The organism is Embleya sp. NBC_00888, assembly GCF_045207655.1.
Lineage (GTDB): Bacteria > Actinomycetota > Actinomycetes > Streptomycetales > Streptomycetaceae > Embleya.
Genome location: NZ_CP108785.1, coordinates 2,438,670 through 2,464,660 on the forward strand (window position 1 = coordinate 2,438,670; position 25,991 = coordinate 2,464,660).

Annotated in this window: 25 protein-coding genes and 1 pseudogene; 10 read left to right on the top strand and 16 right to left on the bottom strand. The window is 72.4% G+C overall.

Annotated elements, in window-relative coordinates:
- The first annotated feature begins 177 nt into the window (after positions 1 to 177).
- The gene (locus OG948_RS45010; RefSeq protein ID WP_331770794.1) at positions 178 to 1,833 is read left to right on the top strand and encodes an MFS transporter; all 1,656 of its coding nucleotides are present in this window, start codon (positions 178 to 180) and stop codon (positions 1,831 to 1,833) included.
- A gap of 67 nt (positions 1,834 to 1,900) precedes the next feature.
- Here the strand turns inward: OG948_RS45010 and tsaA are convergent, their stop codons facing one another.
- Positions 1,901 to 2,317 carry a tRNA (N6-threonylcarbamoyladenosine(37)-N6)-methyltransferase TrmO gene (gene tsaA, locus OG948_RS45015; RefSeq protein ID WP_331770795.1) on the bottom strand — a complete coding sequence of 139 codons (417 nt, stop codon included), beginning with the start codon at positions 2,315 to 2,317 and terminating at the stop codon, positions 1,901 to 1,903.
- A 104-nt stretch (positions 2,318 to 2,421) separates the two neighbouring features.
- On the bottom strand, positions 2,422 to 3,474 hold the full coding sequence (trpS, locus tag OG948_RS45020; RefSeq protein ID WP_331773513.1) for a tryptophan--tRNA ligase: 1,053 nt from the start codon (positions 3,472 to 3,474) through the stop codon (positions 2,422 to 2,424).
- 1,170 nt (positions 3,475 to 4,644) lie between these two features.
- On the opposite strand from trpS, the gene OG948_RS45025 reads away from it, so the two are divergent.
- Positions 4,645 to 5,490 (top strand): serine/threonine protein kinase, encoded by an 846-nt coding sequence (locus OG948_RS45025; protein WP_331770796.1) that lies wholly within the window; start codon positions 4,645 to 4,647, stop codon positions 5,488 to 5,490.
- A 74-nt stretch (positions 5,491 to 5,564) separates the two neighbouring features.
- Here OG948_RS45025 and OG948_RS45030 read toward each other — a convergent pair whose 3' ends face one another.
- A complete protein-coding gene (locus OG948_RS45030; protein WP_331770797.1) occupies positions 5,565 to 6,749 on the bottom strand; it encodes an ROK family transcriptional regulator in 1,185 nt (394 codons plus the stop codon).
- Between the two features lie 59 nt (positions 6,750 to 6,808).
- Here OG948_RS45030 and OG948_RS45035 point away from each other — a divergent pair, with 59 nt between their 5' ends.
- Positions 6,809 to 8,311: an MFS transporter gene (locus tag OG948_RS45035; RefSeq protein ID WP_331770798.1), complete on the top strand. Its 1,503-nt coding sequence runs from the start codon at positions 6,809 to 6,811 to the stop codon at positions 8,309 to 8,311.
- A gap of 60 nt (positions 8,312 to 8,371) precedes the next feature.
- Here OG948_RS45035 and OG948_RS45040 read toward each other — a convergent pair whose 3' ends face one another.
- Positions 8,372 to 9,067 (bottom strand): type 1 glutamine amidotransferase domain-containing protein, encoded by a 696-nt coding sequence (locus OG948_RS45040; RefSeq protein WP_331770799.1) that lies wholly within the window; start codon positions 9,065 to 9,067, stop codon positions 8,372 to 8,374.
- Between the two features lie 343 nt (positions 9,068 to 9,410).
- Between OG948_RS45040 and OG948_RS45045 the strand changes: the two genes are divergently transcribed.
- Positions 9,411 to 10,385, top strand: a complete 975-nt coding sequence (locus OG948_RS45045) for a LysR family transcriptional regulator (protein ID WP_331770800.1) — start codon at positions 9,411 to 9,413, stop codon at positions 10,383 to 10,385.
- Between the two features lie 33 nt (positions 10,386 to 10,418).
- Here the strand turns inward: OG948_RS45045 and OG948_RS45050 are convergent, their stop codons facing one another.
- The 3 genes and pseudogenes from OG948_RS45050 to OG948_RS45060 form a co-directional block, all read right to left on the bottom strand.
- Positions 10,419 to 11,471, bottom strand: a complete 1,053-nt coding sequence (locus OG948_RS45050) for a 2-dehydropantoate 2-reductase (protein ID WP_331770801.1) — start codon at positions 11,469 to 11,471, stop codon at positions 10,419 to 10,421.
- A gap of 340 nt (positions 11,472 to 11,811) precedes the next feature.
- The gene (locus tag OG948_RS45055; RefSeq protein ID WP_331770802.1) at positions 11,812 to 12,231 is read right to left on the bottom strand and encodes a TOBE domain-containing protein; all 420 of its coding nucleotides are present in this window, start codon (positions 12,229 to 12,231) and stop codon (positions 11,812 to 11,814) included.
- 193 nt (positions 12,232 to 12,424) lie between these two features.
- Positions 12,425 to 12,667 (bottom strand): annotated as a pseudogene (locus OG948_RS45060) (molybdopterin-dependent oxidoreductase); the annotation flags it as partial.
- 50 nt (positions 12,668 to 12,717) lie between these two features.
- Here OG948_RS45060 and OG948_RS45065 point away from each other — a divergent pair.
- Both OG948_RS45065 and OG948_RS45070 read left to right on the top strand, forming a co-directional pair.
- Positions 12,718 to 13,482, top strand: coding sequence for an SDR family oxidoreductase (locus OG948_RS45065; protein WP_331770803.1), 765 nt, complete (start codon positions 12,718 to 12,720; stop codon positions 13,480 to 13,482).
- Between the two features lie 117 nt (positions 13,483 to 13,599).
- Complete coding sequence (locus OG948_RS45070) at positions 13,600 to 13,977, top strand: MerR family transcriptional regulator (RefSeq protein ID WP_331770804.1); 378 nt, start codon at positions 13,600 to 13,602, stop codon at positions 13,975 to 13,977.
- 835 nt (positions 13,978 to 14,812) lie between these two features.
- On the opposite strand, the gene OG948_RS45075 is transcribed toward OG948_RS45070, so the two are convergent.
- Positions 14,813 to 15,697 (bottom strand): DMT family transporter, encoded by an 885-nt coding sequence (locus tag OG948_RS45075; RefSeq protein ID WP_331773514.1) that lies wholly within the window; start codon positions 15,695 to 15,697, stop codon positions 14,813 to 14,815.
- Between the two features lie 496 nt (positions 15,698 to 16,193).
- On the opposite strand from OG948_RS45075, the gene OG948_RS45080 reads away from it, so the two are divergent.
- Entirely contained in the window at positions 16,194 to 17,675 is a 1,482-nt protein-coding gene (locus OG948_RS45080) for an MFS transporter (RefSeq protein WP_331770805.1), read from the top strand.
- A gap of 56 nt (positions 17,676 to 17,731) precedes the next feature.
- On the opposite strand, the gene OG948_RS45085 is transcribed toward OG948_RS45080, so the two are convergent.
- The 3 genes from OG948_RS45085 to OG948_RS45095 form a co-directional block, all read right to left on the bottom strand.
- The gene (locus OG948_RS45085) at positions 17,732 to 18,307 is read right to left on the bottom strand and encodes a GNAT family N-acetyltransferase (protein WP_331770806.1); all 576 of its coding nucleotides are present in this window, start codon (positions 18,305 to 18,307) and stop codon (positions 17,732 to 17,734) included.
- A 189-nt stretch (positions 18,308 to 18,496) separates the two neighbouring features.
- Positions 18,497 to 19,276: an SDR family oxidoreductase gene (locus tag OG948_RS45090; RefSeq protein WP_331770807.1), complete on the bottom strand. Its 780-nt coding sequence runs from the start codon at positions 19,274 to 19,276 to the stop codon at positions 18,497 to 18,499.
- A 151-nt stretch (positions 19,277 to 19,427) separates the two neighbouring features.
- Positions 19,428 to 20,645 carry an MFS transporter gene (locus OG948_RS45095; RefSeq protein ID WP_331770808.1) on the bottom strand — a complete coding sequence of 406 codons (1,218 nt, stop codon included), beginning with the start codon at positions 20,643 to 20,645 and terminating at the stop codon, positions 19,428 to 19,430.
- A gap of 64 nt (positions 20,646 to 20,709) precedes the next feature.
- On the opposite strand from OG948_RS45095, the gene OG948_RS45100 reads away from it, so the two are divergent.
- The 3 genes from OG948_RS45100 to OG948_RS45110 all read left to right on the top strand — a co-directional run bounded on the left by OG948_RS45100 (position 20,710) and on the right by OG948_RS45110 (position 23,004).
- Positions 20,710 to 21,096, top strand: a complete 387-nt coding sequence (locus OG948_RS45100; protein ID WP_331770809.1) for a MerR family transcriptional regulator — start codon at positions 20,710 to 20,712, stop codon at positions 21,094 to 21,096.
- A 64-nt stretch (positions 21,097 to 21,160) separates the two neighbouring features.
- Positions 21,161 to 22,243: an ATP phosphoribosyltransferase regulatory subunit gene (locus OG948_RS45105; protein WP_331770810.1), complete on the top strand. Its 1,083-nt coding sequence runs from the start codon at positions 21,161 to 21,163 to the stop codon at positions 22,241 to 22,243.
- A gap of 95 nt (positions 22,244 to 22,338) precedes the next feature.
- A complete protein-coding gene (locus OG948_RS45110; RefSeq protein WP_331770811.1) occupies positions 22,339 to 23,004 on the top strand; it encodes a LysE family translocator in 666 nt (221 codons plus the stop codon).
- 16 nt (positions 23,005 to 23,020) lie between these two features.
- Here OG948_RS45110 and OG948_RS45115 read toward each other — a convergent pair whose 3' ends face one another.
- From OG948_RS45115 to OG948_RS45135, 5 genes are all read right to left on the bottom strand, one after another.
- Complete coding sequence (locus OG948_RS45115) at positions 23,021 to 23,371, bottom strand: GNAT family N-acetyltransferase (RefSeq protein ID WP_331770812.1); 351 nt, start codon at positions 23,369 to 23,371, stop codon at positions 23,021 to 23,023.
- Between the two features lie 180 nt (positions 23,372 to 23,551).
- Positions 23,552 to 23,800, bottom strand: coding sequence for a hypothetical protein (locus OG948_RS45120; protein ID WP_331770813.1), 249 nt, complete (start codon positions 23,798 to 23,800; stop codon positions 23,552 to 23,554).
- Between the two features lie 97 nt (positions 23,801 to 23,897).
- Complete coding sequence (locus tag OG948_RS45125) at positions 23,898 to 24,212, bottom strand: GNAT family N-acetyltransferase (protein ID WP_331770814.1); 315 nt, start codon at positions 24,210 to 24,212, stop codon at positions 23,898 to 23,900.
- Positions 24,213 to 24,373: 161 nt separating this feature from the next.
- Positions 24,374 to 25,204: an oxidoreductase gene (locus OG948_RS45130; RefSeq protein WP_331770815.1), complete on the bottom strand. Its 831-nt coding sequence runs from the start codon at positions 25,202 to 25,204 to the stop codon at positions 24,374 to 24,376.
- A gap of 226 nt (positions 25,205 to 25,430) precedes the next feature.
- Entirely contained in the window at positions 25,431 to 25,820 is a 390-nt protein-coding gene (locus OG948_RS45135; RefSeq protein ID WP_331770816.1) for a cupin domain-containing protein, read from the bottom strand.
- Positions 25,821 to 25,991 lie beyond the last annotated feature (171 nt).

The following is a 25,991-nucleotide window of genomic DNA, read 5'->3' on the forward strand; positions in this document are numbered from 1 at the left end:
CCCCGGCGGGCGTCACCCGCCGAACCGTCGGGTCGATCCTCCCGCGGATTCAGGTCATTTCTCTTCCTCATTCGGGCCGCCTCCGATCCCGGATCCGCGTCAATCCTGTTGCGTCGGCGCCCGACGAAGTGCAATCTAACACCGTTAGATGCCAACTAACACCGTTAGGGAGTGACCATGGCGCACGATCCCCCGGGTCCGATACCGGGACAGGAACCCCACGATCCGATACCGGGATCCGAACCCTCGCCGACCGCCTCGGGCGGCCCGATCCCGGCGGCGTCGGCCCAGGCCGGCGCGCCGCGCAAGGGCCTGATCCTGGCCACTCTGTGCGTCGCGCTGTTCGTGGCGATGCTCGACAACGTCGTGGTCTCCAACGCGCTGCCCAGCATCGATCGGGACCTGGGCGCGGGGGTCAGCGGACTGCAGTGGGTGATGGAGGGCTACAGCCTGATCTTCGCCGCGTTGTTGCTCACCGGCGGCACACTGGGCGACCGGTACGGCCGGCGCCCGGTGTTCCTGATCGGCCTCGGCGTGTTCACCGCGGGCTCGATCGTGTGCGCGCTGGCCGGATCGCTCACGGCGCTGATCGCCGGTCGCGCGGTGCAGGGCGTGGGCGGCGCGCTGCTGCTGCCCGGCAGCATGTCGATCATCCGACACGTGTTCACCGACGATCGCGAGCGGGCTCGGGCGATCGGCATCTGGTCGGGGGTGTCCGGCGCCGGACTCGCGCTCGGCCCGGTGATCGGCGGCCCGCTGGTGGACGCGTTCGGCTGGGCCAGTGTGTTCTGGATCAACGTGCCGATCGGCGTCGCGGGAATCCTGGTCGGCGCCGCGGTCCTGCCCGAATTCGCCGAGCGTCGCGGCCGGTTCGATGTGCCGGGGCTCGTCCTGGGCGTCCTGGGTATCGGCGCGCTGGTGTTCGCGCTGATCGAGGGCCCGGCCCAGGGCTGGGGCTCGGCCCGGGTGCTCGCCGCCGCCACACTGGCCGCCGGTGCGCTGATCGCCTTCGTGTGCGTGGAACTGCGGGTCGCCCAACCGATGCTCGACGTCGGCTTCCTGCGCGACCGGGTGATCGGCGCCGCGGTGTGGGGCGGATTCGCGGTGAGCTTCGGGATGTTCGGCGCGCTGTTCTTCCTCGGCCTGTACATGCAGGACGTGCTCGGCTACTCGCCGACCCGGGCGGGCTTCGCGTCCTTGCCGTCCACCCTGGCGATCATGATCGCGGCGCCGATCTCCGGGCACCTGGCCGGCCGGATCGGCCCGCGCGTACCGCTCGCGTCCGGACTGGCGCTGTGCGCGGTCGCGCTCGGCGGGCTCTCGTTCTACGGCAAGGACGTCTCCTATCTCGAATTCTTCTGGGTGCTGCCGTTCCTCGGCGCGGGCATGGGCCTGTGCTTCACACCGATCTCGGTCGCGGTGATGTCCCGCGTCGAACCGGCCCGCGCCGGCATGGCCTCGGCGGTCACCAACACCGCCCGCGAACTGGGCGGCGTGGTCGGCATCGCCGCCCTCGGCGCGGTGCTCACCGCACGGTTGTCGAGCCGACTGACCGAGCTGTTGGCCGACGCGCGGGTCCCGGCGGACGACGCGCGCCGCATCGTCGACGCCGGCACGTCGGGTGGTGGCGGCGGAATCGGGCACCTGGGCGACACGCCGGCGGTCGTGCGCGACGCCGCGACGACCGCGTTCATGGACGGCCTGCACCTGGCGCTGTGGACGGGCTCGGCGATGCTGCTGGTATCCGCGGTGCTGGTGGCGTACCTGATGCGGGATCGGCCGAAGCGGCCGGCCGCGCAGGACCCGGCCCGGATCGCGGACCTCGTCGGCTGAGCGCCGGCCGGCCGGGTACGCGGTGCACGACCCCGTCCCGGTGGGCGCCGGGGGTGTGTCGGCGTCCTCAGCGTTCGGACGTCGGGCCCAGGACGGGCTTGAGGTCCAGGATCGGAGTGCCGTCGATCGCCTCCAGGTTGCGTACGTGCACCCTGAGGCCCTCCACCCGCACGATCACGATCCGGTGCAGCCCGATCGGGTTCGGCCGGTCCGGTGAGCGGGTGCTGAACACGCCGGTGGCCGGCCGTTCCCGTTCGCCGCGCGGATGCACGGTCAGTACGTCCCGGGCGGCCCGGTCCAGCCAGGTCAGCAGTACCGCCTCGTCGCCCGCGCGCAGGTCGCCGAGTCCCGCGCGCACCTCCTCCGCGAACACCAACCACGCGTCCGGCGCCCCCTCGTCCGCCTGCCGGGGCGCCGAACGCCGGTCCACGAGCACCGATTCGACCCTGCCGATGGGTCGCACCGTGTACGAATCCCGGATCACCGGGACCACCTCCTCATCCTCCACACCGACCGGTGACCCGCCGAGCACGCGGTCGACGGGTCACCGTCGGTGTGCATCGGTCGTATCCGTGGGACGGCCCGTGCTCAGTAGAGGCTCATCATCGCCTCGCGCACCTCGCGCAACGTCGCCCGGGCCACCGTGTCCGCCCGTTCGTTGCCCGCGTGCAGGATGCGCCGGACCTGGGCCGGGTCGCGCGCGTACTCGGCGCGGCGGGCCCGGATCGGGGCCAGGAACTCGTTCACCGCCTCGGTGACGGTCCGCTTGAGCGCGGCGGCGCCCGCCGTACCGATCTCCTCCGCGACCCGATGCGGATCGCGGCCCTGGCAGAGCGCGGCCAGCAGGACCAGGCCGGACACCTCCGGGCGGGTCTCGGGGTCGTAGGTGATGTGCCGGTCGGCGTCGGTCTTGGCCCCGCGGATCAGTTTCGCCGTCTCGTCCGCCGTCGCCGCCAGCGCGATCGCGTTGCCCCGGCTCTTGCTCATCTTGGTGCCGTCGGTGCCGAGCAGCAGCGGCGCGGCCGACAACAGCGCCTCGGGTTCGGGGAAGACGGGACGCCCGCCGGCCGGGTATCGGTCGTTGAAGCGACGGGCGATGGTGCGGGTCAGCTCCAGGTGCGGCAGTTGGTCCTGGCCGACCGGGACCAGGTTGCCCTTGCAGAACAGGATGTCGGCCGCCTGGTGCGCGGGATAGGTGAACATCAGCCCGCTCACCGCCGCCTGCCGCGAGTGCGCGATCTCGTCCTTGACCGTCGGATTGCGGCCCAGTTCCGCGACCGAGACCAGGCTCAGGAAGGGCAGCAGGAGTTGGTTGAGCGCCGGGATGGCGCTGTGCGTGAAGATCGTGGTCCGGTCCGGGTCGATCCCGACCGCCAGGTAGTCGAGCAGCAGCCCGTCGACGTACTCCATCAGCCGGTCGGCCACGTCGCGGTCGGTGAGCACCTGGTAGTCGGCGATGACCAGGTATTGCTCGACACCCAGATTCTGCAGGCGCGCCCGGTTGTGCAGGGTGCCGAAGTAGTGGCCCAGATGCAGCCGTCCGGTCGGGCGGTCCCCGGTGAGCACTCGAAATCGCCCCGGTTCGCGACGAATCCGCGCTTCGAGAACGGCACTTCGAGCCTGCGCGGCGTTCGTACCCATCGGGTCGACGGGGGCGATCGGGTCGATGGGGGCTGCCGACTCGGTCGGGAGGACCGAAACGGAGGTGTGCATCGTGGTGTTCGGCGTGCCGGTCATGATCTGTCTCCTGGTCTGTGGGCGGATCGCCGTCCCGACGGCACCCATCCCTGATCCAGGGCACAAAAAAGGGCCGTCCGTCCGAACGACCCTGGTCATGCACGAATGGTGGTCGCCCCTAAGTGGAGCGCCACCAACTCCGACCCGCTGTAAACCGCATCTCCCAACCATACCCCGCCCTCCACACCCCTCGCCGGCAACTCCACCCGGTCCCCCGACCGACGCGACGACGACCGCCCTCTGTCGGAGCGCATCGACGGCCCCTCGCCCGAGAACCGGAGAAGCGGCATCGGGCGGCGGCAAGCGCGGCTCGACGTTGCGAACCGCGTTACGGCGTGCCGAACCTCGTTTCAGGGAGCCTGATTTCGCTCCCCGGTCGTGCGCAGCGGTGGGTGGTGCAGTGGAGTTGGTGTTTGTGTCCGGTAATCGTCTGTTGGGAGGGGGCTGTTGCGGACTAGCGTGGCGGCGGCCGGCTGTTGATGTCGTGTTCGCCTGCCCGGATTCGTGTGGTCGGGGCCGGGGTGGTGGTGCGGAAGAGGCGCCGGTCGCGATCCGCGTCGGTCGAACGTGGGTTCGCCCCGGTTGGCTTCGGTCGGCCGGCGATTCCCCTGTGTCGGTTCCCGATCACCGGCCCGGGATCACCGATACCGGGCCGGCCGGTCGAGCCGGGAACCCACCCGAACCGATCCGATAGCGCTGTGGAGAACCTTTGGGGAGGTATCCATCCGCGGCGCGGCGGACGAGGCGGATGTGGCGGGCCCACCGCGCTCCGCCTCGTCGGGCCGATCCGGCGTGGAAACCGAGGCCGCGGCACGGTGTGAGATCGCTCCGGGGAGCGGCCGCGCAATTGCCGCGCTTGCTGACACAGTCCCCCGAATTCGTGTTCCTTTCCGCCTTCCGAGCACCCCTGGCAGGCCCCTCATCTGCGGGGCTTCCACCGAAAACGCCCCATCGCCCTTCCCGAGGGCGCTACCGTCGCCTACAAGGACCCGATGCCCACAGGCTCGATCCGTCTCCACGCTGCCGACACCCGGGCGGCGGGTCCGGAACACCCGCCAGGAAAGGCCCACCGCCGTGCCGCACCCACTGCTCGACGCCATCGACACCGCGCAGGACCCTGCCGACTTCCTGCGCTCGATCGGGACCGTGCACACCACGTTCGGCGACCAGGACTCCGGCGCGGTCTCCTACGGCGTGCACGCCGAGGGGAACTGGTTCGTCAAGACCGGCCCCAACCCCGCGTCCGCGCTCAGCCTGCGCCGCGCGATCGACCTGCACGCGCACGTACGGCACCCGGCGATCGTGCCGGTGCTGCACACGTTCAACGCCAACGGTGTTCCGGTGACGGTGGGGCCGTGGCGCACGGGCGAGGTGCTGTACCACTCGACGGTCAAGCGCGCGGGCAAGCAGTTGCGCACCGGCGCGGCCTCGCCGCTCGCCCGCTTCCGGGCGCTGCCGTTGGACGACGTACACGCCGCCCTGGACGCGATCCTCGACGCACACCGGCTGATCGACGCGGCCGGCTACGTGGGCGTGGACTGGTACGACGGGTGCGTGTTGTACGACTTCGACGCGCGCCGCGTGCACCTGATCGACCTGGACGAATACCGCAGCGCGCCGTTCGTGCTCGACTGCGCGCGGCTGTCCGGGTCCACCCGGTACATGCCGCCCGAGCACAGTCGGCGTGGCGCGCTGGTCACCCGCACCGGCACCGTGTTCCTGCTCGGCCGCACGCTGCGCCTGTTGCTGGACGCGGGCGACGAGGAACGCGCGTGGCGCGGCACGCTGGCGCAACTCGCCGTGGTCGAGCGGGCGACCCGGCGCGACCCGGCCGAGCGCTACCCGAACGTCACCGAACTCTTCGACGCGTGGAGCACGGTCGCGCCCGCCGGTCTGCTCTCCGGCTCCCACCGGGTGTGAGCACGCGAGCCCCGGACGCCTCGGACACGTCCGGCACTTCGGACGCCCACCGGAAGGCGTGACACCCGGCGAACTCAGCGCCGAGGGCGGCCGAACAGGTCGTCGCGCGCCTCGTCGAGGGCGGTCAGCACGGCACCGTCCAGAATCGCGTTGCCGGGCACCGCGCCCGCCAGTACCCGGGTGGTCAGCGGAGTCGCCTCGGCGAGTGCGGCCTCCACCCGATCGGCCAGCACCGTGCCGCCGGCCCGTCCGGTCTCGCCGCCCAGCACCACGCAGCCCGGGTCGAGGATGACCGCCAGCGCGGCGACCCCGAGCACCACCCGGCCGGTGAGTTCGTCCAGGAACGCCGCACCCGCCTCCGCCCGCCACGGCGAACCCTCCTGCTCGACCGCCGCCCGGACGCATTCCACGGCATTGCCGGTGAAGCCGTGTCGGGCGGCCAGTTCCTCGATCGCGACACCGGAGACCAGCGTGTGGAAGCCGCCCTTGCAGTCGGTGCGCGAGGGCAGGTGATCGGTGCCCGGGACCGGGAGGAAGCCCAGTTCACCGCTGCCGCCCGAGGCTCCACGACGCAGCCGCCCGTCCAGCATCACGCCGGCGCCGATGCCCTGGCCGAGCCAGACCAGCACGAACGTGTCCAGACCTTGGGCCGCGCCCAAGCGCTGTTCGGCGATGGCGGCGAGGTTGACCTCGTTCTCCAGGACCACTCGCCCGCGCTCGCGCAGCGCGGTCACCAGGAGGGCGTGCCAGCCCGGCAGGAAGTCGGCCGAGCGCTGGTTGCCGGAGACCGGGTCGATCAGGCCGGGAGCGCCGATCCCGAAGGTGTGCAGGGTGTCGGCGCCGGCTCGGGTCGCCGCGTCGTCGAGCAGTTCGAGCACATCGGCGAGGGCTTGTCCGGGATCACGATCCGGCGGTATCGCCAGCGCGCCGGTCGCGACGGTCCGGCCGGTCAGGTCGGCGACGGCCACCTCCACCCCGCCCACGCGCACGTCCAGGCCGGCGATGTGGGCGCGCTCGGCGACGATGCCGTACAGCCGCGCGTTCGGGCCACGCTGTCGCTCGCCCGCCTCGCCGACCAGGTGGATCAGGCCCGCGCCGCCGAGGCGTTCGACCAGATCCGCGACCGTCGGGCGGGACAGTCCGGTGAGGGTCTTGAGCTGGGAGGCGGTCAACGGGCCGTGCTCGATCAGCAGATCGAGCGCCAGGCGATCGTTGATCGCACGGGCGGTGCTCGGCGTCGCGGTGTGGGCGGCTGTCATGGATACCGATCCTCGCAGACTCTTTCTTTCAGGAACCCTGCCTGATAATTTATCGCACCATGACGCAGACTTCCATGTCGCCGAACACCGCCGGCCTGCCCTCGCCCCCGCTTTCGCCTTCGCAAAAGCCTGCGCGGGCGACTTCGCAGACGCCTGCGCCGGCAACCTCATCGACGCCACCGCAATCGCCGTCGCACACGCCCGACGTCGCGCCGCTCGCTTCCTCCGCCCCGCCGCCCACGGCAACGGAGGCACCACCGCCACCGCCCGATCCGTCCACCACCGAGGTCGCCGAGGCCGGTCGGGCCCGGATCGCGGCAAGCCTGATCTTCGCCGTGCACGGCGCGGTCGGCGGCGGCTTCGCGTCCCGCCTGCCCTGGCTTCAGGACCACCTCGATCTGAGTCCGGGCCAATTGGGGCTCGCGCTGGCCGCGCCCGCCGTCGGCGCCTCGCTGGCGATGCCGCTGGCCGCGTCGCTGGTGCACCGACACGGCGGCCGGACCGCGCTGCGCTGCCTGATCGCGCTGTGGTGCGCGGTACCGCTGCTGCCCGCGTCCGCGCCGGGCCTGCCGTGGCTGTGCGCGGCGTTGCTGGTGTTCGGCGTGGGCGCGGGCATGTCCGACGTGGCGATGAACACGCAGGGACTCGTGGTCGAACGGCGGCTCGGCCGCTCGACGCTCCCGCTGCTGCACGGAATGTGGAGCGCGGGCGCGCTGATCGGCGCGGGTCTGGGCGCGGCCGCCGCGTTCGCCGGGCTGGACGCCCGCGTACACCTCGCCATCCTGGCCCTGTTGCTCGCGTCGGCGGGTTGGTTCGCCGGCCACAACCTGCTCGACGCGCGTCCCACCGCCGGCGCGAAGGCCCCGCCACGCTTCGCGCTGCCGTCCCGCCCGGTGCTCGTGATCGGCGCGGTCGGCTTCTGCGCGATCTTCGCCGAGGGCGCCGGGATGAACTGGAGCGCGGTACACCTCAGGGAGGTCGCGGACGCCTCCCCCGGTGTCGCGGCCCTCGCCTACACCGGCTTCGCCTGCACGATGGCCATCGCCCGACTGGCCTCCGGCACGGTCGTGGACCGGTTCGGGGTGACCCGTACGGTCCGGGCCGGCGCGGTGGCGGCCACGATCGGCGCGATCCTGGTGGCGACCGCGCACTCCCCACTGCCCGCCGCGCTCGGCTTCGCGCTGCTCGGCGTGGGCGTGTCCGCGGTCCTCCCGCTGACCTTCGCGGCGGCCGGGCGGATCGGTGACGACCCGAGTCAGTCCATCGCGGGCGTGGCCACGGTCACCTACACGTCCGGCCTGATCGCCCCCGCCCTCGTCGGCGGCATCGCCGACCGCGCGTCGCTGAGCGCCTCGTTCGCGGTGGTCGCCGTGCTCACCGCGATCCTGATCCCGGCCGCCCGCATGCTCGGTCCCACGACCGCCCCGCGCGGCACGGACACCGGGCCGGCCGGCCCGGGCGACGCACCGTCCGCTCCGGGCAACGTGCCGCCCGCTCTCGTCGGCACGTCCACCTCGGGCGCGGTGACCGCGGTGTCACCCCTGCCGACGGACGGCCGGTGACACCCGAGCACGGAACCGACCGGCGCCGCCGCACCTCGGCGGCGCCGGTCGGCGCTCGGGTCAGCCCAGGACCTTTACCAGTTCGGCGGCCAACGGGGCGGCGGAGGAGGGGTTCTGGCCGGTGTACAGGTTGCGGTCGACGACCACGTAGGGCGCCCACGGAGTGCCCTCCCGGAAATCGACTCCCAGTTCGGTCAGGCGGTCCTGGAGCAGCCACTCGGCCCGGTCCGCGAAGCCGGCCTGGGTCTCCTCGGCGTTGGTGAACGCGGTCAGCCGGTAGCCGGCGAACGACGAGGTGCCGTCGGCGCGCTTCGCGGCGAGCAGCGCGGCCGGCCCATGGCAGACCACACCCAGCGGCTTGCCCGAGTCGAGCGCCGCGGTGAGCAGCGCGCCGGAGGTCGCGTCCACCGCGAGATCCTCCATCGGCCCGTGGCCACCGGGGTAGAAGACGGCGGCGTAGTCGGCGAGGTCGACGTCGGCCAGGTCGATCGGCGTGCGCAGCGCGGTGAACCGCTCCAGCGCGGAGGTCACCGCGGCCACTCCGTCGGGGCCGCCGTTCACCTCGGGCGCCAGGCTCGCCCGGTCGACGGTGGGTGCCACGCCACCCGGAGTGGCGACCACGACCTCGTGACCGGCCGCGGTGAACGCCTCGAACGGGGCGGCTGCCTCCTCGGCCCAGAAGCCGGTCGGGTGCCGCGTGCCGTCGGCCAGCGTCCAGTGGTCGGAACCGGTGAGCACGAACAGGATCTTCGCCATGAGTCTCTCTCCATTCGGCGCCGCCGAGCGGGTGCGCTCGGGAGCCATCATGTGATCGCTTCGTCGGTGCGTGGGTGCGTCGCGGCGTTCGGATCGTCGGATGTTCGCCGTCGGATCCACCCGGTCGTTCGTGGCGGCCGGAACGGCGCCCTCGGTGCGTCGCGTCGGTACGGCGCCCTCCGTGCGTCGCGGTCTGTGCGTCGTGCCGTCGGCCCGTCCCACCGCCGGTGCGTCACACCTCTCGGTGCGGCCCGCCGCCGGTGCGACCCGCCGTCGGTGGCGTCGCGCCGTCGGACTCGAACCTAGATCGCCCACCCATCGGCATTCAAATAGGCTCTCCACCATGAGCCATGAAGATTCCGATGGGTTGCCCTCGGACGCCGGGTCGGCGTCGATACCGGACCCGGTCGCGCGCGGCCCGCTGGATCTGACCCTGCTGCGCACCTTCCTGGCGGTGCACCGCGCCGGCTCGTTCACCGGCGCCGCCCGCGTCCTCGGCCTGTCCCAGCCCACGGTCACCACCCAGATCCGCGCGCTCGAGCGCCGCTTGGGCCGGGCGCTCTTCGAGCGGTTGCCCAGGGGCGTGGCCGCCACACCGATCGCGGACGACCTGGCGATCCGGGTCGCGGACCCGCTGGACGCGCTGGCCGAGGTCGCCGAGCGGGACCGGTTCGGCGCGGACACTCCGGCGGAGCCGGTGCACCTGGCCGGTCCCGCCGAGATCCTGTGCGTGCGCGCGTTGCCCGCGCTCGCGCCGCTGATCGAGCGCGGCGTGTTGTTGCGGATCACCACCGGAATGACCGACGACCTGCTCGACGGGCTCCGCGCCGGTCGACACGACCTGGTCCTGGCCACGATCCGGCCGCGCGGACGCACGCTGGCGGCCGTGCCACTGATGGACGAGGAGTTCGTGTTGGTCGCGGCGCCGACCTGGGCCGAGCGGATCGGGCCCGATCGGGTCGCCGCCGAGGGCCCGGTCGCGCTGCGCGGCGTACCGGTGATCAGCTACGCCGAGGATCTGCCGATCGCCCGCCGCTACTGGCGTCACGTGTTCGGCACCCGGCTCACCGAACGAGCCGCCATCACGGTCCCGGACCTGCGCGGCGTGCTGACCGCGGTGGTCGCCGGCGCGGGCCTGACCGTACTCCCCCGCTACCTGTGCGCGGCCGAACTCGCCTCCGGCGCGCTGGTCCCGCTGCTCACGCCCGACGACCCACCGATCAACACCGGCTATCTGGTCCGCCGCGCGGGCACCGCGGACCACCCGCACCTGACCCTGGTCCACGAACACCTGGTCCGGGCGGCCCGCACGTGGTGACACCACCGATCCCCACGGACGCCGACGCCCGGGTCAGCCGGCGGCGACCGCCGTCGTGAGTTCGGCCAGCAGGTCCGGGCCGCTCCACTGTCGGGCCTGCCCCGCCGGCGCCGCCTCCGCCTGGCGGATCAGTTCGATCATGCGCGCGTTGGCGGGGGCGGTCAGCCCGTTGCGTTCGGCGATCGCCAATATCTCGCCCTGCACACTGTCGACCTCGGTCCGCCGGCCCCGCTGCAGGTCCTCCCACATCGACGACCGGGCCTTCGCGTCGATGCGCAGCGTCGAACCCGCCAGCCGGCGAAACAGCGGATCGGGCAGCGCGAGCAGTTGCCGATTGCGCGCGGCGGAAGCGGGCCCGAGCTTGGCCGGCCGGATGCCCTCCGCCCGGAACGCCGCCAGCGCCTCGCCCTGGCACAGCGCCAGGCAGGTGCGGTAGTCGCGTTGACCGAGTTGATCGCGCAGCGGCAGTCCCGACAGCGCGTTGACCGCGTTGTTCAGGTTCATCAGCAGCTTCGCGTGTTGCACCTCGGGCATGTCTTCACGCACCTGCACCGGGATGCCGGCCTCGACCAGCACGTCCACGAGCGGGATCACCCGGGGGTTCGCGTCGATCATCAACGCGCCGGACGTGCCCTGATGGAAGACGGCGGGCTCGGTGCGCAGCACGTTGTACGGGACCATGCCGGCCAACACCGTGTGCCCGGGCAACGCGGCCCGCAGCGCGGCCGGGTTGCGGACGCCGTTCTGCAGGCTGACCACGATCGCGGCCGGATCGAGCCGCCCGGCCAGGGCACGCCCGGCCTCTTCGGTCGCCGCCGACTTGACGGTGACCAGTACGAAGTCGGCGCCGGCCACCGCGTCCGGCGACTCGGCCAGGGTCAACAGCTCCGGCGCGACCACGGTCCGCGGGCGGCCCGCGCCGGTCACGGTCAACCCGTCCACCAGCGCGTCCAGCACGGACGGCCGGCCGATCAGCGTGACATCGGCGAACGCGGCGAGCCGACCACCGAGCTGGCAGCCGACACTGCCGGCACCGAAGACCGCGACCCTGGGCCGGGTCCGCGAACGTGGAGCGGGTTGGGACATGTAAAGCCTCCGCCTACGGATGAATCAGCCATCGAACCGATCCGCAAGCCTACGTCCCCACCCGCACCCACGTTCGATGCCTCCGGCCCAACCGGCCCTGCCTGCCGCACGCGGCATCGACGCAGGAACAGCAACCCCGAGGAGGCCACGGGCCCCGGGCCCGGTCCTGCCCGACAAGGACGCCACAAAGGCCCGGATCGCCCGGCCGCAGGACAGCTTCGTGGGCGAGACGCACGGGAAGGTCGGCGACGTGGAAGCCCGCTTCGACCTCGCGGTCGGCACCGCCGAGTTCGGCAACGGCACCACCGCCGTGCACCGGTGGCGGGCGTCCTGCCGTGGGTCAGACGGTGGCGAGCGAGACCTCGGTCGACTTGAGCAGTGCCGTCACCGAGGAGCCGACCTCGAGGTCGAGTTCGGTCGCGGCGTCCGCGGTGATCGCGGCGGTGAGTTCGCCGTCCTCGACGCTGACCTTGACGCCGGCCATCGCGCCGCCGGTGGCGATGTGCGTCACCGTACCGGGAATCTTGTTGCGGATGCTCAGTCCGGTGACCGGGCCGGTGGCCAGCGACACCTCGGTGGACTTCACCAGGACCCGTACCCCGCTGCCCTCGGCCAGGCCGAGGTCCTCGACCGCGTCGACGGTGATCGCCGCGGTGAGCTCCCGACCCGAAGTCAGGCGAACCTTGACGGTGGCCATCACTTCGCCGGTCACCACGGAGGTCACGGTGCCCGGGAACTGGTTACGGATGCTGAGCGACATGGGGATGCACCTGAATCCTCGATCGTCCGGGGGCGGATCCCCGGTGCGTGATCACCACGCTATTCGGGATGAATCCGCCGGGTCGAAACCGACACGAACCCCACCTCGCGGATGCGACCCGACCGAAGCGGACGCTCCGGTGGATGCGGCGCACCCCGCCGGCGTGGACGCACGCCGCACCCCGACCGACGGGTCACAGGGGTGGACCGTCGTCCGCGTGCTCCTGGTGGGAGTAGCGCTGTTCCCGTCGGGTGTCGCCGATGTTGTGATGCCCACGTTGTTCCCAGAAGCCGCGGCGATCTTGGGTGAGGTACTCGATGCCGCGGACCCACTTGAGGCCCTTCCAGCCGTAGAGGTGCGGCACGATCAGGCGCACCGGGAAGCCGTGTTCGGCCGTGAGCGACTCACCGTCGCGATGGGTGGCCAGGACGGTCCGGGGTCGGATGCTTGACCTTGTCGTTGGCGGCAGGGTTGGAGCATCGCGGCATGAACTCGAACGACGACGACTCCCGTCCCGCCCGCGTCGTCCTGGTCACCGGTGCCGGCACCGGGATCGGACGGGCCACCGCACGCGCCTTCGCCGCCGAGGGCGCGTGGGTGATCGCGGTGGGGCGCCGGGCCGAGCCGCTCGGCGAGACCGCCGAGGGGTACGAGCGCATCACGCCGCTGGCCGCCGACATCACCGCCGAGGGCGAGCCGGAGCGGATCGTGCGTACGGTCACCGAGACCCGCGGGCGGCTCGATGTGCTCGTCAACAACGCGGGCATCGTGGGCACCGGCAATCTGGGCACGTACACGCGCGAGATGATCGACCCGCTGCTCGCCACCAATCTGATCGCGCCGGTGCTGCTGACCCAGGCCGCGCTGCCGGTGCTGGAGAGGTCCGGCGGGGTGATCGTCAACATCACCACCTCGGTCGGGCAGCGCGCGTGGCCGGGGAATTCGTTGTACGCGGCGAGCAAGTCCGCCCTCGAACTGCTCACCCGCAGTTGGGCGGTCGAGTTGGCCCCGCGCGGCGTGCGGGTCGTCGCGGTCGCACCCGGCGCGATCACCACGCCGATCGCCGACCACCAGGGCTGGAGCCCCGAACAACGCGCCGCGATCCGCGCCTGGCAACTCGCCCACACCCCGCTGGGCCGGATCGGCGACCCCGAGGAGGTCGCCTGGGCCGTCACGGCCCTGACCGCACCGGGCGCCTCCTTCGTCACGGGCGTGATCCTGCCCGTCGACGGGGGCGCGGTGATCTCCTGACCGGAGGCGGTTCGAGGCGGGCGGCGGCGAGCGGGTGGACGCCCACTCGCCGCACCGTGCCGGGTGGGATGCGCGGCGCGCGCTCGTGATAGGTGTGGTCGCAGCGGAGGTGTCCGGATGCGGATCGGTGAACTGGCGAAGGCGACCGGCGCGACGCCGCGCGCGTTGCGCCACTACGAGCAGGCGGGGCTGATCGAGTCGGCCCGGTCGGCGAACGGCTATCGGGTCTACGACGAGCGCGACGTGGCCCGGGTTCGCTCGATCCGTGACCTGCTCGGCGTCGGTCTCACCCTGGACGACGTACGCGCCTTCCTGCCCTGCCTGGACGCCGGCGTGGACGTCGTCGCCCGCCCGCCGTCCGCCGCCGCCGTGCGGATCGCGCTGGACCGGCTGGCCGTACTGGACGCCCGCATCGCGGCCCAGACCGAGGCCCGGAACAACCTGGCAACGGCACTGCGCCGAGCCGGCGTCGACCGCATCCGCCCGGTGGCCTGACCCGGCCGCGAGGGTCACGCGACACCCCTGCGACCGATACCACCGGCATCCCCGAGGCCGGGACCCCCGACGAACCGGGAAGGCGGGGCGGACCGGGCCGAGCGACCCCGCGAGCCGCCGGCAAAGTGTCGATGCGAGCCCCCGCACGAGGGCTCCGGGCACGGAAGCCCTCGTGCGGGGAGATCAGGGCGCCGGGAGCCGGCGCCGGACGGGGCCTCGGCGCGCGGACCCCGGTCGCACCCGCCGTCGCGTCGGCCCGGCATGCTCCTTTCCCCGTACGTGCGTTCCGGCGGCAGCAACGTACGGTGCACCACCGTCCCGTCCACCCAGCGGATCTCCGCGTCGCGGGACCGACTCCGGTGCCACGGCGATGCATCCGTCGACCAGGGATGCCTTGAGGCCACCCCGGTCCGGTTCCCGGTCGCCGACCCGGTCTCGGTAGCCGCCGGTCACCGTGAAGGGGCGCGGTGCGTCCATCCGCCGCTCCCGGATCCATCGATTCGCCGCCTGGGCCGTCCGGGCCCGGGCGCCCGCCTCCTGGGCGCCCGGTGCGGCGGGCGCGTACAAGCAGGGACGCGGGGTCGCTCATCACGCGCGATTCGCCGCCGCCACCGCCACCGCCGCACCCGGCCGGCAGCAACACCCCCGCAAGAGCCGAGGCCACCGACGCGGGCCCGCCGCCGCCCCGTCCTGCTCCCGCTCCGATCACGCGCCCCACCTCACGTCGCCCCTCGCACCCGCGCGCCGACCGGCGCAACGCGGATGTGACGCACCGTCGCCCCGGCCGGTTCCGCCGAACCAGCCCGGAACCGGCTCGCGTTCGGGCCGCGATGGGTCAAGCTCGCGCGGGAGTGGTCCTGGTCCGCTGGGTCAGCACGATGCAGGCCAACACGCCGAGCGCCGCCATCGGCATCGCGGGCGTCAACGAGTCGCCCAGGATCAGCACCGCCCAGCCCAACGTCGGCAACGGCTGGGCGAGTTGCAACCGACTCGCGGCCGGCACGCCGATCGCCGCCATGCCCCGGTACCACACGACGAAGCCGAGGAACTGCGAGAACGCCGCGAGATACGGCAGCCCGCTCACACCGCGGGCGTCGAGGTGTACCGGCGCGGTGGCCAACCCCGACACCGAGATCAGCGCGGTGACCGGCGCCGCCGCCACCACGCCCCACGCGATCACCTGCCATCCGGGCATGTGCCGGGCCAGTCGGCCGCCTTCCGCGTAGCCGGCCGCGCACAACACCAGCGCGCCGAACAGGTACACATCCGCGAGCCCGAGGCCACCGCTGCTCTGCTGCACGGCGAACGCGAACACCACGACCGCGCCCGCGACCGCCGCCGCCCAGAACGTCCGGCTCGGCCGCTCGCCGGTGCGCAGCACCGAGCAGACCGTGGTGGCAAGCGGCAGCAGGCCGATCACCACCGCCGAGTGCGCCGTCGACGAGGTCTGCAACGCGAGCGTGGTGAGCAGCGGGAAGCCGAGCACACAACCGACCGCGACCACGGCGAGGGCGATCCGGTCCGCCCGGGCGGGCAGCGGTGCCCGCACGACCAGCAGGGCGGCCCCGGCGAACCCGGCCGCGAGCAGACCGCGCAGACCGGTGACCGTCCACGGGCCGAATCCGTCCAGGACCCACACGGTCGCCGGGAAGCTGAGCGAGAAGGTCAGGATGGCGAACGCCGTCAGGGCCGTGCCGCCGATACCGCCGGTGCGACCGATCCCGCCGACGCCGCCAACCGCTATCGCGGTTACCCTCGGGCACGCGTACTTCACCGCCGAGCCGCCCGCGCCATACCTGCGGGTCGGCTACGCCTACGCCGAGGGCCCCGAGCGCCTGGTCGAGGGCATCGAGCGCCTCCATCGGGCCTTCACCTCAACCGACCGACCGGGGCCGGCCAAGCTGACGGCCCGTCATGAGCCGCTGCCATAGGGCCTGGTGACGGTCTCCCTGTCATGCCCGCTCGGGTCGGCGCAGAACGCGCCCGGCCGCCGTCCCAGGTGTTGATCCGATCGCCGACCCGGCGCCCCGGATCGGCGTGGACGGGGGGCTGCCGGCACAGACTCGGGTACCCAGGGATCGGCGATCCCAGGGTGAACGCTCCGCTCCTCGGCGGCGCACGAGCGTGGCAGCCTTCGAGACGTCGCCGGAATCGGCCCGATCCCACCAAAGCCGACCGCGCGAACTCCCCCTCCACCCGCCTCGGGAGGCTTCGCCATGCCCGCTCCCCGCCACGACGTCGACACGTCCGGCCCGCGCCGCCCCGGCGCGGCCCTCGCACTGCTCGCCTTCGCGAGCCTGATCACCTCGCTCGACTACAACATCGTCTACGTCGCGTTGCCCGACATCGGCCGTGGAGTCGGCTTCTCCGCGCAGACCCTCCAGTGGGTGGTCAGCGCGTACGCGGTGGCCTTCGGCGCGTTCCTGCTCCTCGGCGGCCGGATGTCCGACCTGCTCGGCCGCCGGCGGATGTTCGTGCTGGGACTCGCGCTGTTCGCGGTGGCCTCGTCGGCGGGCGGCCTCGCCCGTGAGCCCGGGGCGCTGATCGCCGCCCGCGCGGGCCAGGGCCTGGGTGGCGCCCTCCTCTTCCCCGCGACGCTGTCCCTGGTCAACACCACGTTCGCGGAGGGCCGCGAACGCAACCACGCGCTGTCGGTCTGGGCGGCGACCGGCTCCGGCGGGCTGATCCTCGGGTCGCTGCTGGGCGGTGTCCTGACCCGGGCGCTCGGGTGGGAGGCGGTGTTCTTCGTCAACGTCCCGCTCGCCGGCGGCGCCGCACTGCTGACCTTCGTCATCCTGCCCGCCGACCCCGCGCGCGTCTCCGGTCGGCGGTTCGACGTCTTCGGCGCGCTGACCGCCACCCTCGGCTCGACCCTGCTCGTGTTCACCCTCGTCCAGGGCCCGGAGTCGGGGTGGACGAGCCCGCTCGTGGCGGCCGGCGGCGTGCTGGGCGTCGGTCTGCTGGTGGTTTTCCTGGTGGCCGAGGGGCGCCATCCGGATGCGCTGATGCCGCTGCGCCTGCTGCGCGACCGCTCCCTGGGCACCGGTATGGCGGTGACGTTTCTGTTCATGGCCACGCTCGGCACGCTGCCGTACTTCCTCACCGTCTACTTCCAGGGCGTACACGGGTACAGCGCGCTGCGGACCGGCTTCGCCTACCTGGTCCCGATGGGCGGCGGCCTGATCGGCTCGCTGCTCGGTGGCCGGTTGGCCACCCGGTTCGGGGTACGGTCCACGCTGCCGGCGAGCCTCGCGGTGAGCGCGGTCGGCCTGGTCGTGGTCGGCTTGGGCATCTCGGCGAACGGCTCCTACCTCGACCTGGCGCCCGGTCTGCTGGTCTTCGGGATCGGCCAGGGTGTCGTCTACACCACGATGTTCGCCGCCGCCGCGACCGGGGTGCGGCCACATGAGCAGGGCGTCGCGTCCGGGATGGCGTCCACCGGACAGCAGGTCGGGGGCGCGATGGGCCTGGCGGTACTGGTCGCCGTCGCCAACTCCGGCACCGACGGGCGCACCGGCGAGGCGCTGCGGACGGCCACCGCCGACGGGCTGCGGACCGCCGTGTTCGGCGCGGCGGCGGGCGCGGTACTCGCGGTGCTCGTCGCGCTGAACTTCCGCCGGGTGCGCGGGAGCGCGGTGGACGCCGGCGGCGTGGACGAGGTACCGAGGGCCGAGCGGGCCCGGCCCGGGATCGGGTGACGGTTTCCCGCACGGCCTCGCCGCCTCGCCTTACGGCCGTCACGACTCCCCGGCGGTCAGGATCCCGGGATGTGGTCGGCCGGTACCTCGAAGATGATCTCCAGGCCGTCCTCCTCGTCCATCTGTTCGCCGGTCTCGACGAATCCGAATCCCTGGATGGTCGCGAGCGACGCGGCGTTGTCCGGTGAGATGGTGACCCGGACGGTGGACACGTCGGGTTCGTGCGCCGCGCGCTCCAGCAGCGACGCGAGCATCGCGCGGGCATATCCTCGGCGGCGCGCCTCGGGCACCACGGTGTAGCCGATCTCCACCATGCCCGACTCGTCCGGTGGCCCGTGGAACCCGGCGTAGCCGACCACCGCGCCGTCCGGCTCGGACACCGCCGCCCGGGCGAGCCACGGAGCGCTCTCGGGTTCGGCCGTCACCTGGTCGAAGCGGCGACGCCAGAGGCCGCGCGCCCGGTCGGACACGAAGAACTCGGGGAGGTCCAAGCCGGTTTGCCGGCGGGCCTCGGCCAGGTCGCCCGCCAGCAGTGCGCCGAGGGGTCGACCGACCAGGTGGACCCAGCGAACCTGCCGCTCCGAGCGGGCGGACGACGGGCGCGCGGCGGAGGTATCGAGAGGATCTGTCACCCCGGGATCATCGGCGACAACCGATCGGTCGTCCACACCATTTCCGGGTGTCGGGGTGTCGGGGTGTCGGGGTGTCGGGGTGTCGGGGTGTCGGGGCGTCGGGGCGTCGGGGAGGCGAGGAGGCGCCCGGTCGTCGTAGCCGGGCCGGCCGGGCGACGTGCACCGGGCCGGGCCGGCCGCTCGGCGTGCTCAGTGGACCGAGAGCCCGCCGTCCACGAAGATCGACTGGCCGGTCACGTAGCCCGATCCCGGGCTCGCCAGGAACAGCGCCGCAGCCTCGAAGTCCTCGGCCAGGCCGTTGCGTCCGACCATCGTGCGCGCGGCCAGCGCGGCCGACTTCTCCGGGTCGGAGGCCAGCCGGGCGTTGAGCGGGGTCATCACGAACCCGGGCACGAGCGTGTTGCTGGTGACCCCGTACTGCGACCAGGCCTCCGCCTGGGATCGGGCCAGCGACTCCAGGCCGCCCTTGGACACGCCGTAGGCGCCGCTCTGGACGAACGCGCGATGCGCCTGCTGCGAGGTGACGTGAATGATGCGCCCGTAGCCCCGCTCGGCCATGCCGGGCCCGAACCGCTGCCCCAGCAGGTAGGGCGCCTCCAGGTTCACCGCCATCGTGGCGTCCCACACGTCGTCGCCGAGTTCGTTCATCGGCGGACGCAGGTTGATCCCGGCGGAGTTGACCAGAATGTCGGGCTCGCCGTACACCTCGGCCGCCGCGTCGGCCGCCGTGCGCACGGCGTCCCTGCTGCCCAGATCGGCGCTCACCCAGGCCGCCTTGCCACCCAGGGCGGTCAACTCGTCGACGGCGGCTGCCAGTTCCGCCTCGCGGCGGGCGATGATCACCACACTCGCCCCGGCCCGCGCCAGCGCCCGGGTGATCGCTCGGCCGATGCCGGAACTCCCGCCGGTCACCACGGCGACCCGACCCTCCAGCGAGAACAGTTCGGAGAGGTATGCGTGCGTGCTCATGACGGAACCCTAGACGGACCGAGCCCGGCCGCACCCGCCGGGCGATCTCGCCGCGCCACCGAGCCACCTCGCCCACCACCTCGCCGTACCGCGCCCCGCATCGCACCGGGTCGCCCCACGTCGCCTCGGGCCGCCGCGCCTCGCCGGGTGGTCAGGAAGCCGCGTTCGGGCGCCGGGCCGGGAACCCGTGCGCGCGGGCGGCGAGGACCACCACGAGTACGGGTACCAGCAGGACCAGCACGCTCCAGGGGAAGGACCCGGCGCCGACCAGGTCCAGCAGGATCGCTCCGGCCACGCCGCCACCGGCCATCGCCGCGTTCCACAGCGTGACCAGCATCGCCTGCGCGGCGTCCGCGTCGGCGCCGCCCGCGTCGCCGACGGCGGTCTGCAGGAGAGTGGGCACGCCGCCCCAGCCGAGCCCCCACAGCACGACCGCGCCGTAGACCAGGACATGGCTGTCCGAGAACACCGCGAGCACGGCCGCCGCCGCGCCGAACGACAGTGTGGCCGCGATGGTGAGCGCCCGCAGTCGGTGGTGGATCAACACGCCGACCAGCCAGATGCTCACCAGTGACGCGCCGCCGAAGGCGAGCAGCACCACGTCGGTGGAGCCGCCCATGTCGAGCCGGTCCAGGTAGGAGGCGATGTAGGTGTAGAGGATCGTGTGCGCCAGGACGAAGACCAGGGTGACGAACAGGACCGGGGCCACGCCGGGGATGGCCAATGTGCGCAGCAGGGGCGTTCGTTCCTCCGGTCGTTGTCCGGGGTGTTCGGGGACGGTCGCGACGATCCAGCCGATCAGGATCAGGGCGAGCACGGTCATCAACGAGAAGGTGACTCGCCAGCCGAACTCGTCGCCGAGGAATGTCCCCGCCGGCACCCCCAGCGACAGTGCGATCGGAATGCCCGCCATCACGATCGCGATCGCCTTGCCCTGAAGGTGTGCGGGTGCCATCCGGCGGGCGTACCCGGCCAGCAACGCCCAGGCCACGCCCGCCGCCACGCCTGCGACGAAGCGGGCCGCCATGGTCAGCGGGTAGTTGCCGGAGACGGCGGTGACCGTGTTGGCCGCCGCGAAGCCGGCCATCGCGGCGAGCAGCAACCGCTTGCGGCGCCACCCGGCGGTCGCCGTGGAGAGCGGAATCGCGGTGAGCGCGGTGCCGATCGCGTAGATCGTCACCGACTGTCCCATCGCGGACTCGCCGACCCCCAGGTCGGAACTCATCGCGGGCAGGACGCCCGCCAGCAGGGTCTCGGTCAGGCTGGTCACGAAGACCGCGGTGGCCAGCGCCAACAGCGCCGCCATCGGCAACTTGCGGTCGTCGGTTTCCGTGGGGAAGGGGGCTGGTGCCGTGCTTCGACTTGTCATGCCGCGTATGCTCGAACCCTCACATTGATGTGATGGTCAAGCGACGAGACGTGAGGTGGATCACATGCGCATCGGAGAGTTGTCCGAGCGCACCGGCACCCCCCGCCGACTGCTGCGCTACTACGAGGAGCAGGGCCTGATCGTCGCGAACCGCTCGCCCAACGGCTATCGGGACTACGACGAGTTCTTCGTGGACCGGGTGCTGCAGATCAGGGGCCTGCTCGACGCCGGTCTGCCGACCCGGATCATCAAACAGATCCTGCCCTGCCTCGACAAGCCTCGCATCATCCATTTCCCGGACGCGACGCCGGAGATGATCGCCACCCTGGAGCACGAACGCGACCGGATGACCGAACGCGTCAACTGTCTCATCCGCAACCGGGACGCGATCGCCGAATACCTCGACGTGGTACGCGAAGGCCTGCCCCAGCCGACCACCACCTCCTCCTGACCCCGCCCACCGACGGTCGAGGCCCACGAATTGCCTTGCCCAACCCCGGTCGATCCTGTGAGGGTTGCCGAACCCGAATTTCAACGACCTGGTCTTCCCGTTCAAGCGCTATCAGATCCAGCGCGTCTGGCGCGGCGAGCGCCCGCAGGCCGGCCGGTACCGGGAATTCGTGCAATGCGATATCGACGTGATCAACGTCGACCGGGTTCCGCTGTACTTCGATGCCGAAATGCCGCGCATCGCACACGAAATCCTCACCGCGTTGCGGATCGGCCCGTTCACGATCCACCTCAACAACCGCAAGATCCTCGAGGGCTTCTACGCCGGGCTCGGCATCGCGGACCCGGTGGCCGCGATCCGGATCGTCGACCGGCTGGACAAGGTCGGCCTCGACCGGGTCGGGGACCTGCTCTCCGGCGAACTCGGCCTGGACGCCGCCCAGGTGGCGAACTGCCTGAAGTTGGCCCGGATTCGCGGCACCGACGCGTCGGTGGTGACCGAGGTCCGCGCGCTGGGCGTCGAACACTCGTTGCTCGACGAAGGGCTCACGGAACTGGCCTTCGTACTCGACGCGTTGGCCGACCTGTCGCCTGGCTCGGTCGTCGCGGACCTGTCCATCGCACGCGGGCTCGATTACTACACGGGCACGGTGTACGAGGCCAAGTTCGTCGAATTCCCGGACTACGGCAGCATCTGCTCGGGTGGCCGCTACGAGAACCTCGCCGGGTCGTTCATCCGGCGCGACCTGCCCGGTGTGGGCATCTCCATCGGCCTGACCCGGATCTTCGCCAAGCTGGTCGCCGAGGGCCGGTTGCCGATCGGGCCGAAGTGCCCCACCCAGGTGCTGGTCGCGGTGCCCGACGCCGAGTCGTTCGCGCTGTCGGTGCGGACCGCCGCGACGCTGCGCGCTCGCGGGATCCGCACCGAGGTCTACCACCACCCGGACAAGCTGCAGAAGCAACTGCGATACGCGCTGCGCAAGGGCATCGCATACGTGTGGTTCCCCGGGGCCGGGGCGAACGCCGGCGCGGACGCGGACGGCCGCGAAACGCACCAGGTGAAGGAACTCGCGTCCGGCGAGCAGGTCGTGGCCGACCCGCGTGGTTGGCTGCCGACCGAGCCGGTCGAGCCGCTCCCCGCACGGTAGCGCCGGCGGCGGCCGGTGGCGGGCGCCGGACCGGGCCGTCCGTCCGCCCGGCAATTCGATGGCATCGCGGACCGGTGGAGGGCCAGGATGCGGGCATGACGCACACTCTTCTGGCGTTCCTCGGCGCCTGCACCCTCATCGCGGCAAGCCCCGGACCGAGTTCCGTGCTGATCATCCGACATTCGTTGCAGAGCCGTCGGGCCGGTTTCCTGGCGGTGCTCGGCAACGAGACCGGGGTCTTCGTCTGGGGACTCGCCGCGGCCTTCGGTTTGACCGGCCTGCTGGCCGCCTCCCAACTCGCCTACGACATCATGCGCATCGTCGGCGCCGTCGTCCTGGTCGGGTTCGGCGTCCAGGCCATCCGCGCGGCCCGCCGGGACGGCCTGACCGGATTCACCGCCGCCGACTCGACCGACGCCGGGGCCCGGGCAGGGGCCGACGCGGGCACCGAGCGCGAGCCGGACAGCGGTCGACGCGCCTACCGTGCCGCGCTGACCCTGAACCTGGCCAACCCCAAGGCCGCCGTCTTCGCGATGTCCTTCCTCCCCCAGTTCGTCCCGCACGGCGCGCCGCAGTTGCCCACGATGGTCGCGCTGGCCGCGATCTGGGCGGTGTACGAGATCGGCTACTACGGCCTGTACGTCTGGTTCGTCGGCCGGATGCGCACCGTGCTGAGCCGCGCCAAGGTCCGGCGCCGGTTGGAGCAGACGTCCGGCGGGGTCATGGTCGCGCTGGGCATCCGGATGGCCGTCGAGTCGTGAGCCGGCGCCCGCGGGATCACAGGCCGAACGCGTCGCGGCGGTCCTCCGGGACCAGGTCGACGTACTCCGGGTGCTTGGCGATCCAGTCCCGGATGAACGAGCAGTAGGGCAGCACCGCGAGACCCCGCTCCCGGACCGCGTCCAGCGCCGCGTGCGTGAGCCGACCGCCCAGACCCCGGCCGCCGAACCGCGGGTCGATCTCGGTGTGCGTGAAGGCGACCTCGTCGCCGCTGACGAAGTAGTCCGCGAAGCCCGCGAGTTCGGTGGGCCGCAGCGGCGGGGCCACGGACGCGCCGGGGGCGGCCTCGACGCCGATGAATATCTCGTAGCGGGACTGCGCCGGGTTGTCCGTCACACGCGTTTCCATGCTGCTGCCTCCTGGGTCACGATCGGGACTTGCGGCCCGGGCATTCCTGTCCACGCGTACGCACGTCGATCCCACCGCCGACCGTACCCGCGCACCCCACCGTATCCGGCCGACACATCGCCCGGATCGCCCCGGTACCGCCCACCCGAACCGCGTGCCGCCCGCCGCGCGTGCCGCGGATCACGCCGGGGCTTCGTCGACGTACACCTTGGTTCCGTCGGCGAATATCCGGTACTCGCGCGCGCCCTCTTCCTCCTCGTCGACGTACACCTTGGTGCCGTCCGCGTACACCTTGTACACGCGCCCGTTCTCGCCGCCGATCGCGGGCAGCCCCGCCGCGTGCGACTCCGCGACCGCCTTCCGGACCCCTTCGGCGATCAACTCGTCGAACCGCTCCGGTCCGATTTCGTCCCGCAAGGATTTCGTCATCGACCCCTCCCGACGTCGGGCGACGGCCCGGATCGAACCGCGGCGTTCACACCCCAAGATTGCCAGGACGGTCCCGTCCCCGACACCCCCGGCCGGGTCACCGGCCCAGCGCGGGCCGATGCCGCTCGGGAATTAGGTCGAGGTACTCCGGGTGCTCGATCATCCAGGCCCGCAGATAGGCGCAGTTGGGCACCACGCCGACCTGGCGCTCGCGGGCGGCGTCCAGCGCGGACCGGACCAGCACGTCGCCCAAACCGCGCTCCGCGAAGCGCGGATCGACCTCGGTGTGGATGAACGCGATCAGATCGTCGCCGAGGAAGTACTCGGCGAACCCGGCGAGCTCGGCGGGCTCGCCGCCCGCGTGGATCTCGAAACGGGACTGCGCCGGGTTGTCGACCACGCGCGTTTCCATGCTGCCTCCTGGTCCGGGACGGGGACGTACGACCCTGAACCTTCACCGTATCGACCGCCGGGAACCCGCCCGCGACCCGTGGGCCTCCCGACCGGCCCGAGTCGGCAACCCGGATCGACCGGCCCGGCGGTCCCGGCTCGGGGCCCGGCTCGGGGCCCGGCTCAGGAGTCGAACGTGGTGGCGCGGGCGACCTTCTCCCACGTGTCGATCTCGGACCGCACGCTGTCGAGGTGCCCGACGACCGCGTCCACCGCGTCCGCGCCCAGCGGCAGCCGCAGCGGCGTGATCTCGGCGGCGAGCGCGGCCAGGATCGCGGCGGCGGCCTTGGCCGGATCGCCCGGCTGCTGCCCGTCGGCCGCCTCGACCATGCGCCGGGTCGCTCCGACGGCGGTCTCGCTGTAGGCGGCGATCTCGGCGCTGACGCCGGCGGCACCCATCAGCCCTGTCCGGAACGCACCCGGCTCGACCACCAGCACCCTGATGCCGAACTCGCGCACCTCGTCGGCCAACGCCTCGGACATGCCCTCGAGCGCGAACTTGGTGCCGCTGTAGGCGGAGAAGCCCGCGAACGACATCTGCCCGCCCATGCTGCTCAGTTGCACGATCGCGCCGGAGCGCCGGGCGCGCATGTGCGGCAGTACCGCGCGGACCAGCGCGGCCGGGCCGAAGACGTGCACCTCGAACAGCGCACGCAGTTCCGCGTCGGTGGTCTCCTCCATGGCACCCACGTGGGTGCGGCCGGCGTTGTTGACGAGTACGTCGACCCGGCCGTGCCGGGCGACCACATCGCGCACGACGCTCTCGATGCCGGCCGCGTCGGTCACGTCCAGCCCGACCGCCTCGACCAGGTCCGGGTGCGCGGCCACCAGATCCGCGAGCGACTCGGGCCGCCGCGCGGTGGCCACCACGGTGTCGCCGGCGGCCGCGGCCGCCTCGGTGACGGCCCGTCCGAAGCCACTGTTCGCGCCGGTGACCAACCAGATCCTGCTCATCGTGTGGTTCCCCTCGTCATCGCGCCGCCCACTCGGCGAGTCGGCGGCGCTTCCCGTGTGATCACCTTGCCGCGCGGGCCGGCCCACCGTCCAAGACCGACGGTGATAGCCGATGGTTATCGATGACGGGAGCGTGCTCGACCCCACCGGAAGCCCGGGTCATGCTCGGCTCCGCCGGGGACCCGGGGTCGTGCTCGGCAGCGCCCGAAACCCGGGTCCGACCCGGTCACGGCGGACCGACCACCACCGTGCGGTCCGTGGCGCCGGAGCGGACCTCGAAAACGGTGAAGCCGTGCGGCCCGGCCAGCACCTGGTGCACACAGCCGGACGGGATGAACACCACGTCGCCCACCCGCATGCGCACCCCGCCGGTCAACCCCTCGCCGGAGAACACGTCGCAGCTACCCGCGGTGAGCAGCACGATGGTCTCCTCGTCCTCGTGATGATGCACCGCCGTCCGCTCACCCGGTCCCAGGGTGGCGAAGAAGCCGCACAGGCGTCCGGCGCCCACGGTCGCGGCGGACACACGTTCGCTGATTCGGATGCCCTGCGCACCGACGAGGTCGGCGCCGGGGGGTACGAGCACGGCTTGGTTCACGAGTTCACGGTCGGCCATGGGTTCAGGGTCGACGCGGGCCGAGACCCGGAAACGCGCACCGCGCCGAACCACACCGAATGGGCGAGTCTCCCGGTCCGGACACGATCGCGACCGCCCGGCGTCGGCCCTTCCACGATCGGCACGACGCCGGCACTCTTGGGGCGGCCTCGCGCGGTCCGGCCGGGACGC

Coding starts and splice junctions, on each gene's coding strand:
- OG948_RS45040 (WP_331770799.1), bottom strand. CDS start 9,067: ATGGCGAAGATCCTGTTCGTGCTCACCGGTTCCGACCACTGGACGCTG.
- OG948_RS45115 (WP_331770812.1), bottom strand. CDS start 23,371: ATGGAAACGCGTGTGACGGACAACCCGGCGCAGTCCCGCTACGAGATA.
- trpS (WP_331773513.1), bottom strand. CDS start 3,474: ATGGGTACGAACGCCGCGCAGGCTCGAAGTGCCGTTCTCGAAGCGCGG.
- OG948_RS45080 (WP_331770805.1), top strand. CDS start 16,194: ATGCCCGCTCCCCGCCACGACGTCGACACGTCCGGCCCGCGCCGCCCC.
- OG948_RS45030 (WP_331770797.1), bottom strand. CDS start 6,749: ATGACAGCCGCCCACACCGCGACGCCGAGCACCGCCCGTGCGATCAAC.
- OG948_RS45010 (WP_331770794.1), top strand. CDS start 178: ATGGCGCACGATCCCCCGGGTCCGATACCGGGACAGGAACCCCACGAT.
- OG948_RS45045 (WP_331770800.1), top strand. CDS start 9,411: ATGAGCCATGAAGATTCCGATGGGTTGCCCTCGGACGCCGGGTCGGCG.
- OG948_RS45035 (WP_331770798.1), top strand. CDS start 6,809: ATGACGCAGACTTCCATGTCGCCGAACACCGCCGGCCTGCCCTCGCCC.
- OG948_RS45065 (WP_331770803.1), top strand. CDS start 12,718: ATGAACTCGAACGACGACGACTCCCGTCCCGCCCGCGTCGTCCTGGTC.
- OG948_RS45120 (WP_331770813.1), bottom strand. CDS start 23,800: ATGACGAAATCCTTGCGGGACGAAATCGGACCGGAGCGGTTCGACGAG.
- OG948_RS45100 (WP_331770809.1), top strand. CDS start 20,710: ATGCGCATCGGAGAGTTGTCCGAGCGCACCGGCACCCCCCGCCGACTG.
- OG948_RS45110 (WP_331770811.1), top strand. CDS start 22,339: ATGACGCACACTCTTCTGGCGTTCCTCGGCGCCTGCACCCTCATCGCG.
- OG948_RS45095 (WP_331770808.1), bottom strand. CDS start 20,645: ATGACAAGTCGAAGCACGGCACCAGCCCCCTTCCCCACGGAAACCGAC.
- OG948_RS45090 (WP_331770807.1), bottom strand. CDS start 19,276: ATGAGCACGCACGCATACCTCTCCGAACTGTTCTCGCTGGAGGGTCGG.
- OG948_RS45130 (WP_331770815.1), bottom strand. CDS start 25,204: ATGAGCAGGATCTGGTTGGTCACCGGCGCGAACAGTGGCTTCGGACGG.
- OG948_RS45125 (WP_331770814.1), bottom strand. CDS start 24,212: ATGGAAACGCGCGTGGTCGACAACCCGGCGCAGTCCCGTTTCGAGATC.
- OG948_RS45055 (WP_331770802.1), bottom strand. CDS start 12,231: ATGTCGCTCAGCATCCGTAACCAGTTCCCGGGCACCGTGACCTCCGTG.
- OG948_RS45050 (WP_331770801.1), bottom strand. CDS start 11,471: ATGTCCCAACCCGCTCCACGTTCGCGGACCCGGCCCAGGGTCGCGGTC.
- OG948_RS45070 (WP_331770804.1), top strand. CDS start 13,600: ATGCGGATCGGTGAACTGGCGAAGGCGACCGGCGCGACGCCGCGCGCG.
- OG948_RS45135 (WP_331770816.1), bottom strand. CDS start 25,820: ATGGCCGACCGTGAACTCGTGAACCAAGCCGTGCTCGTACCCCCCGGC.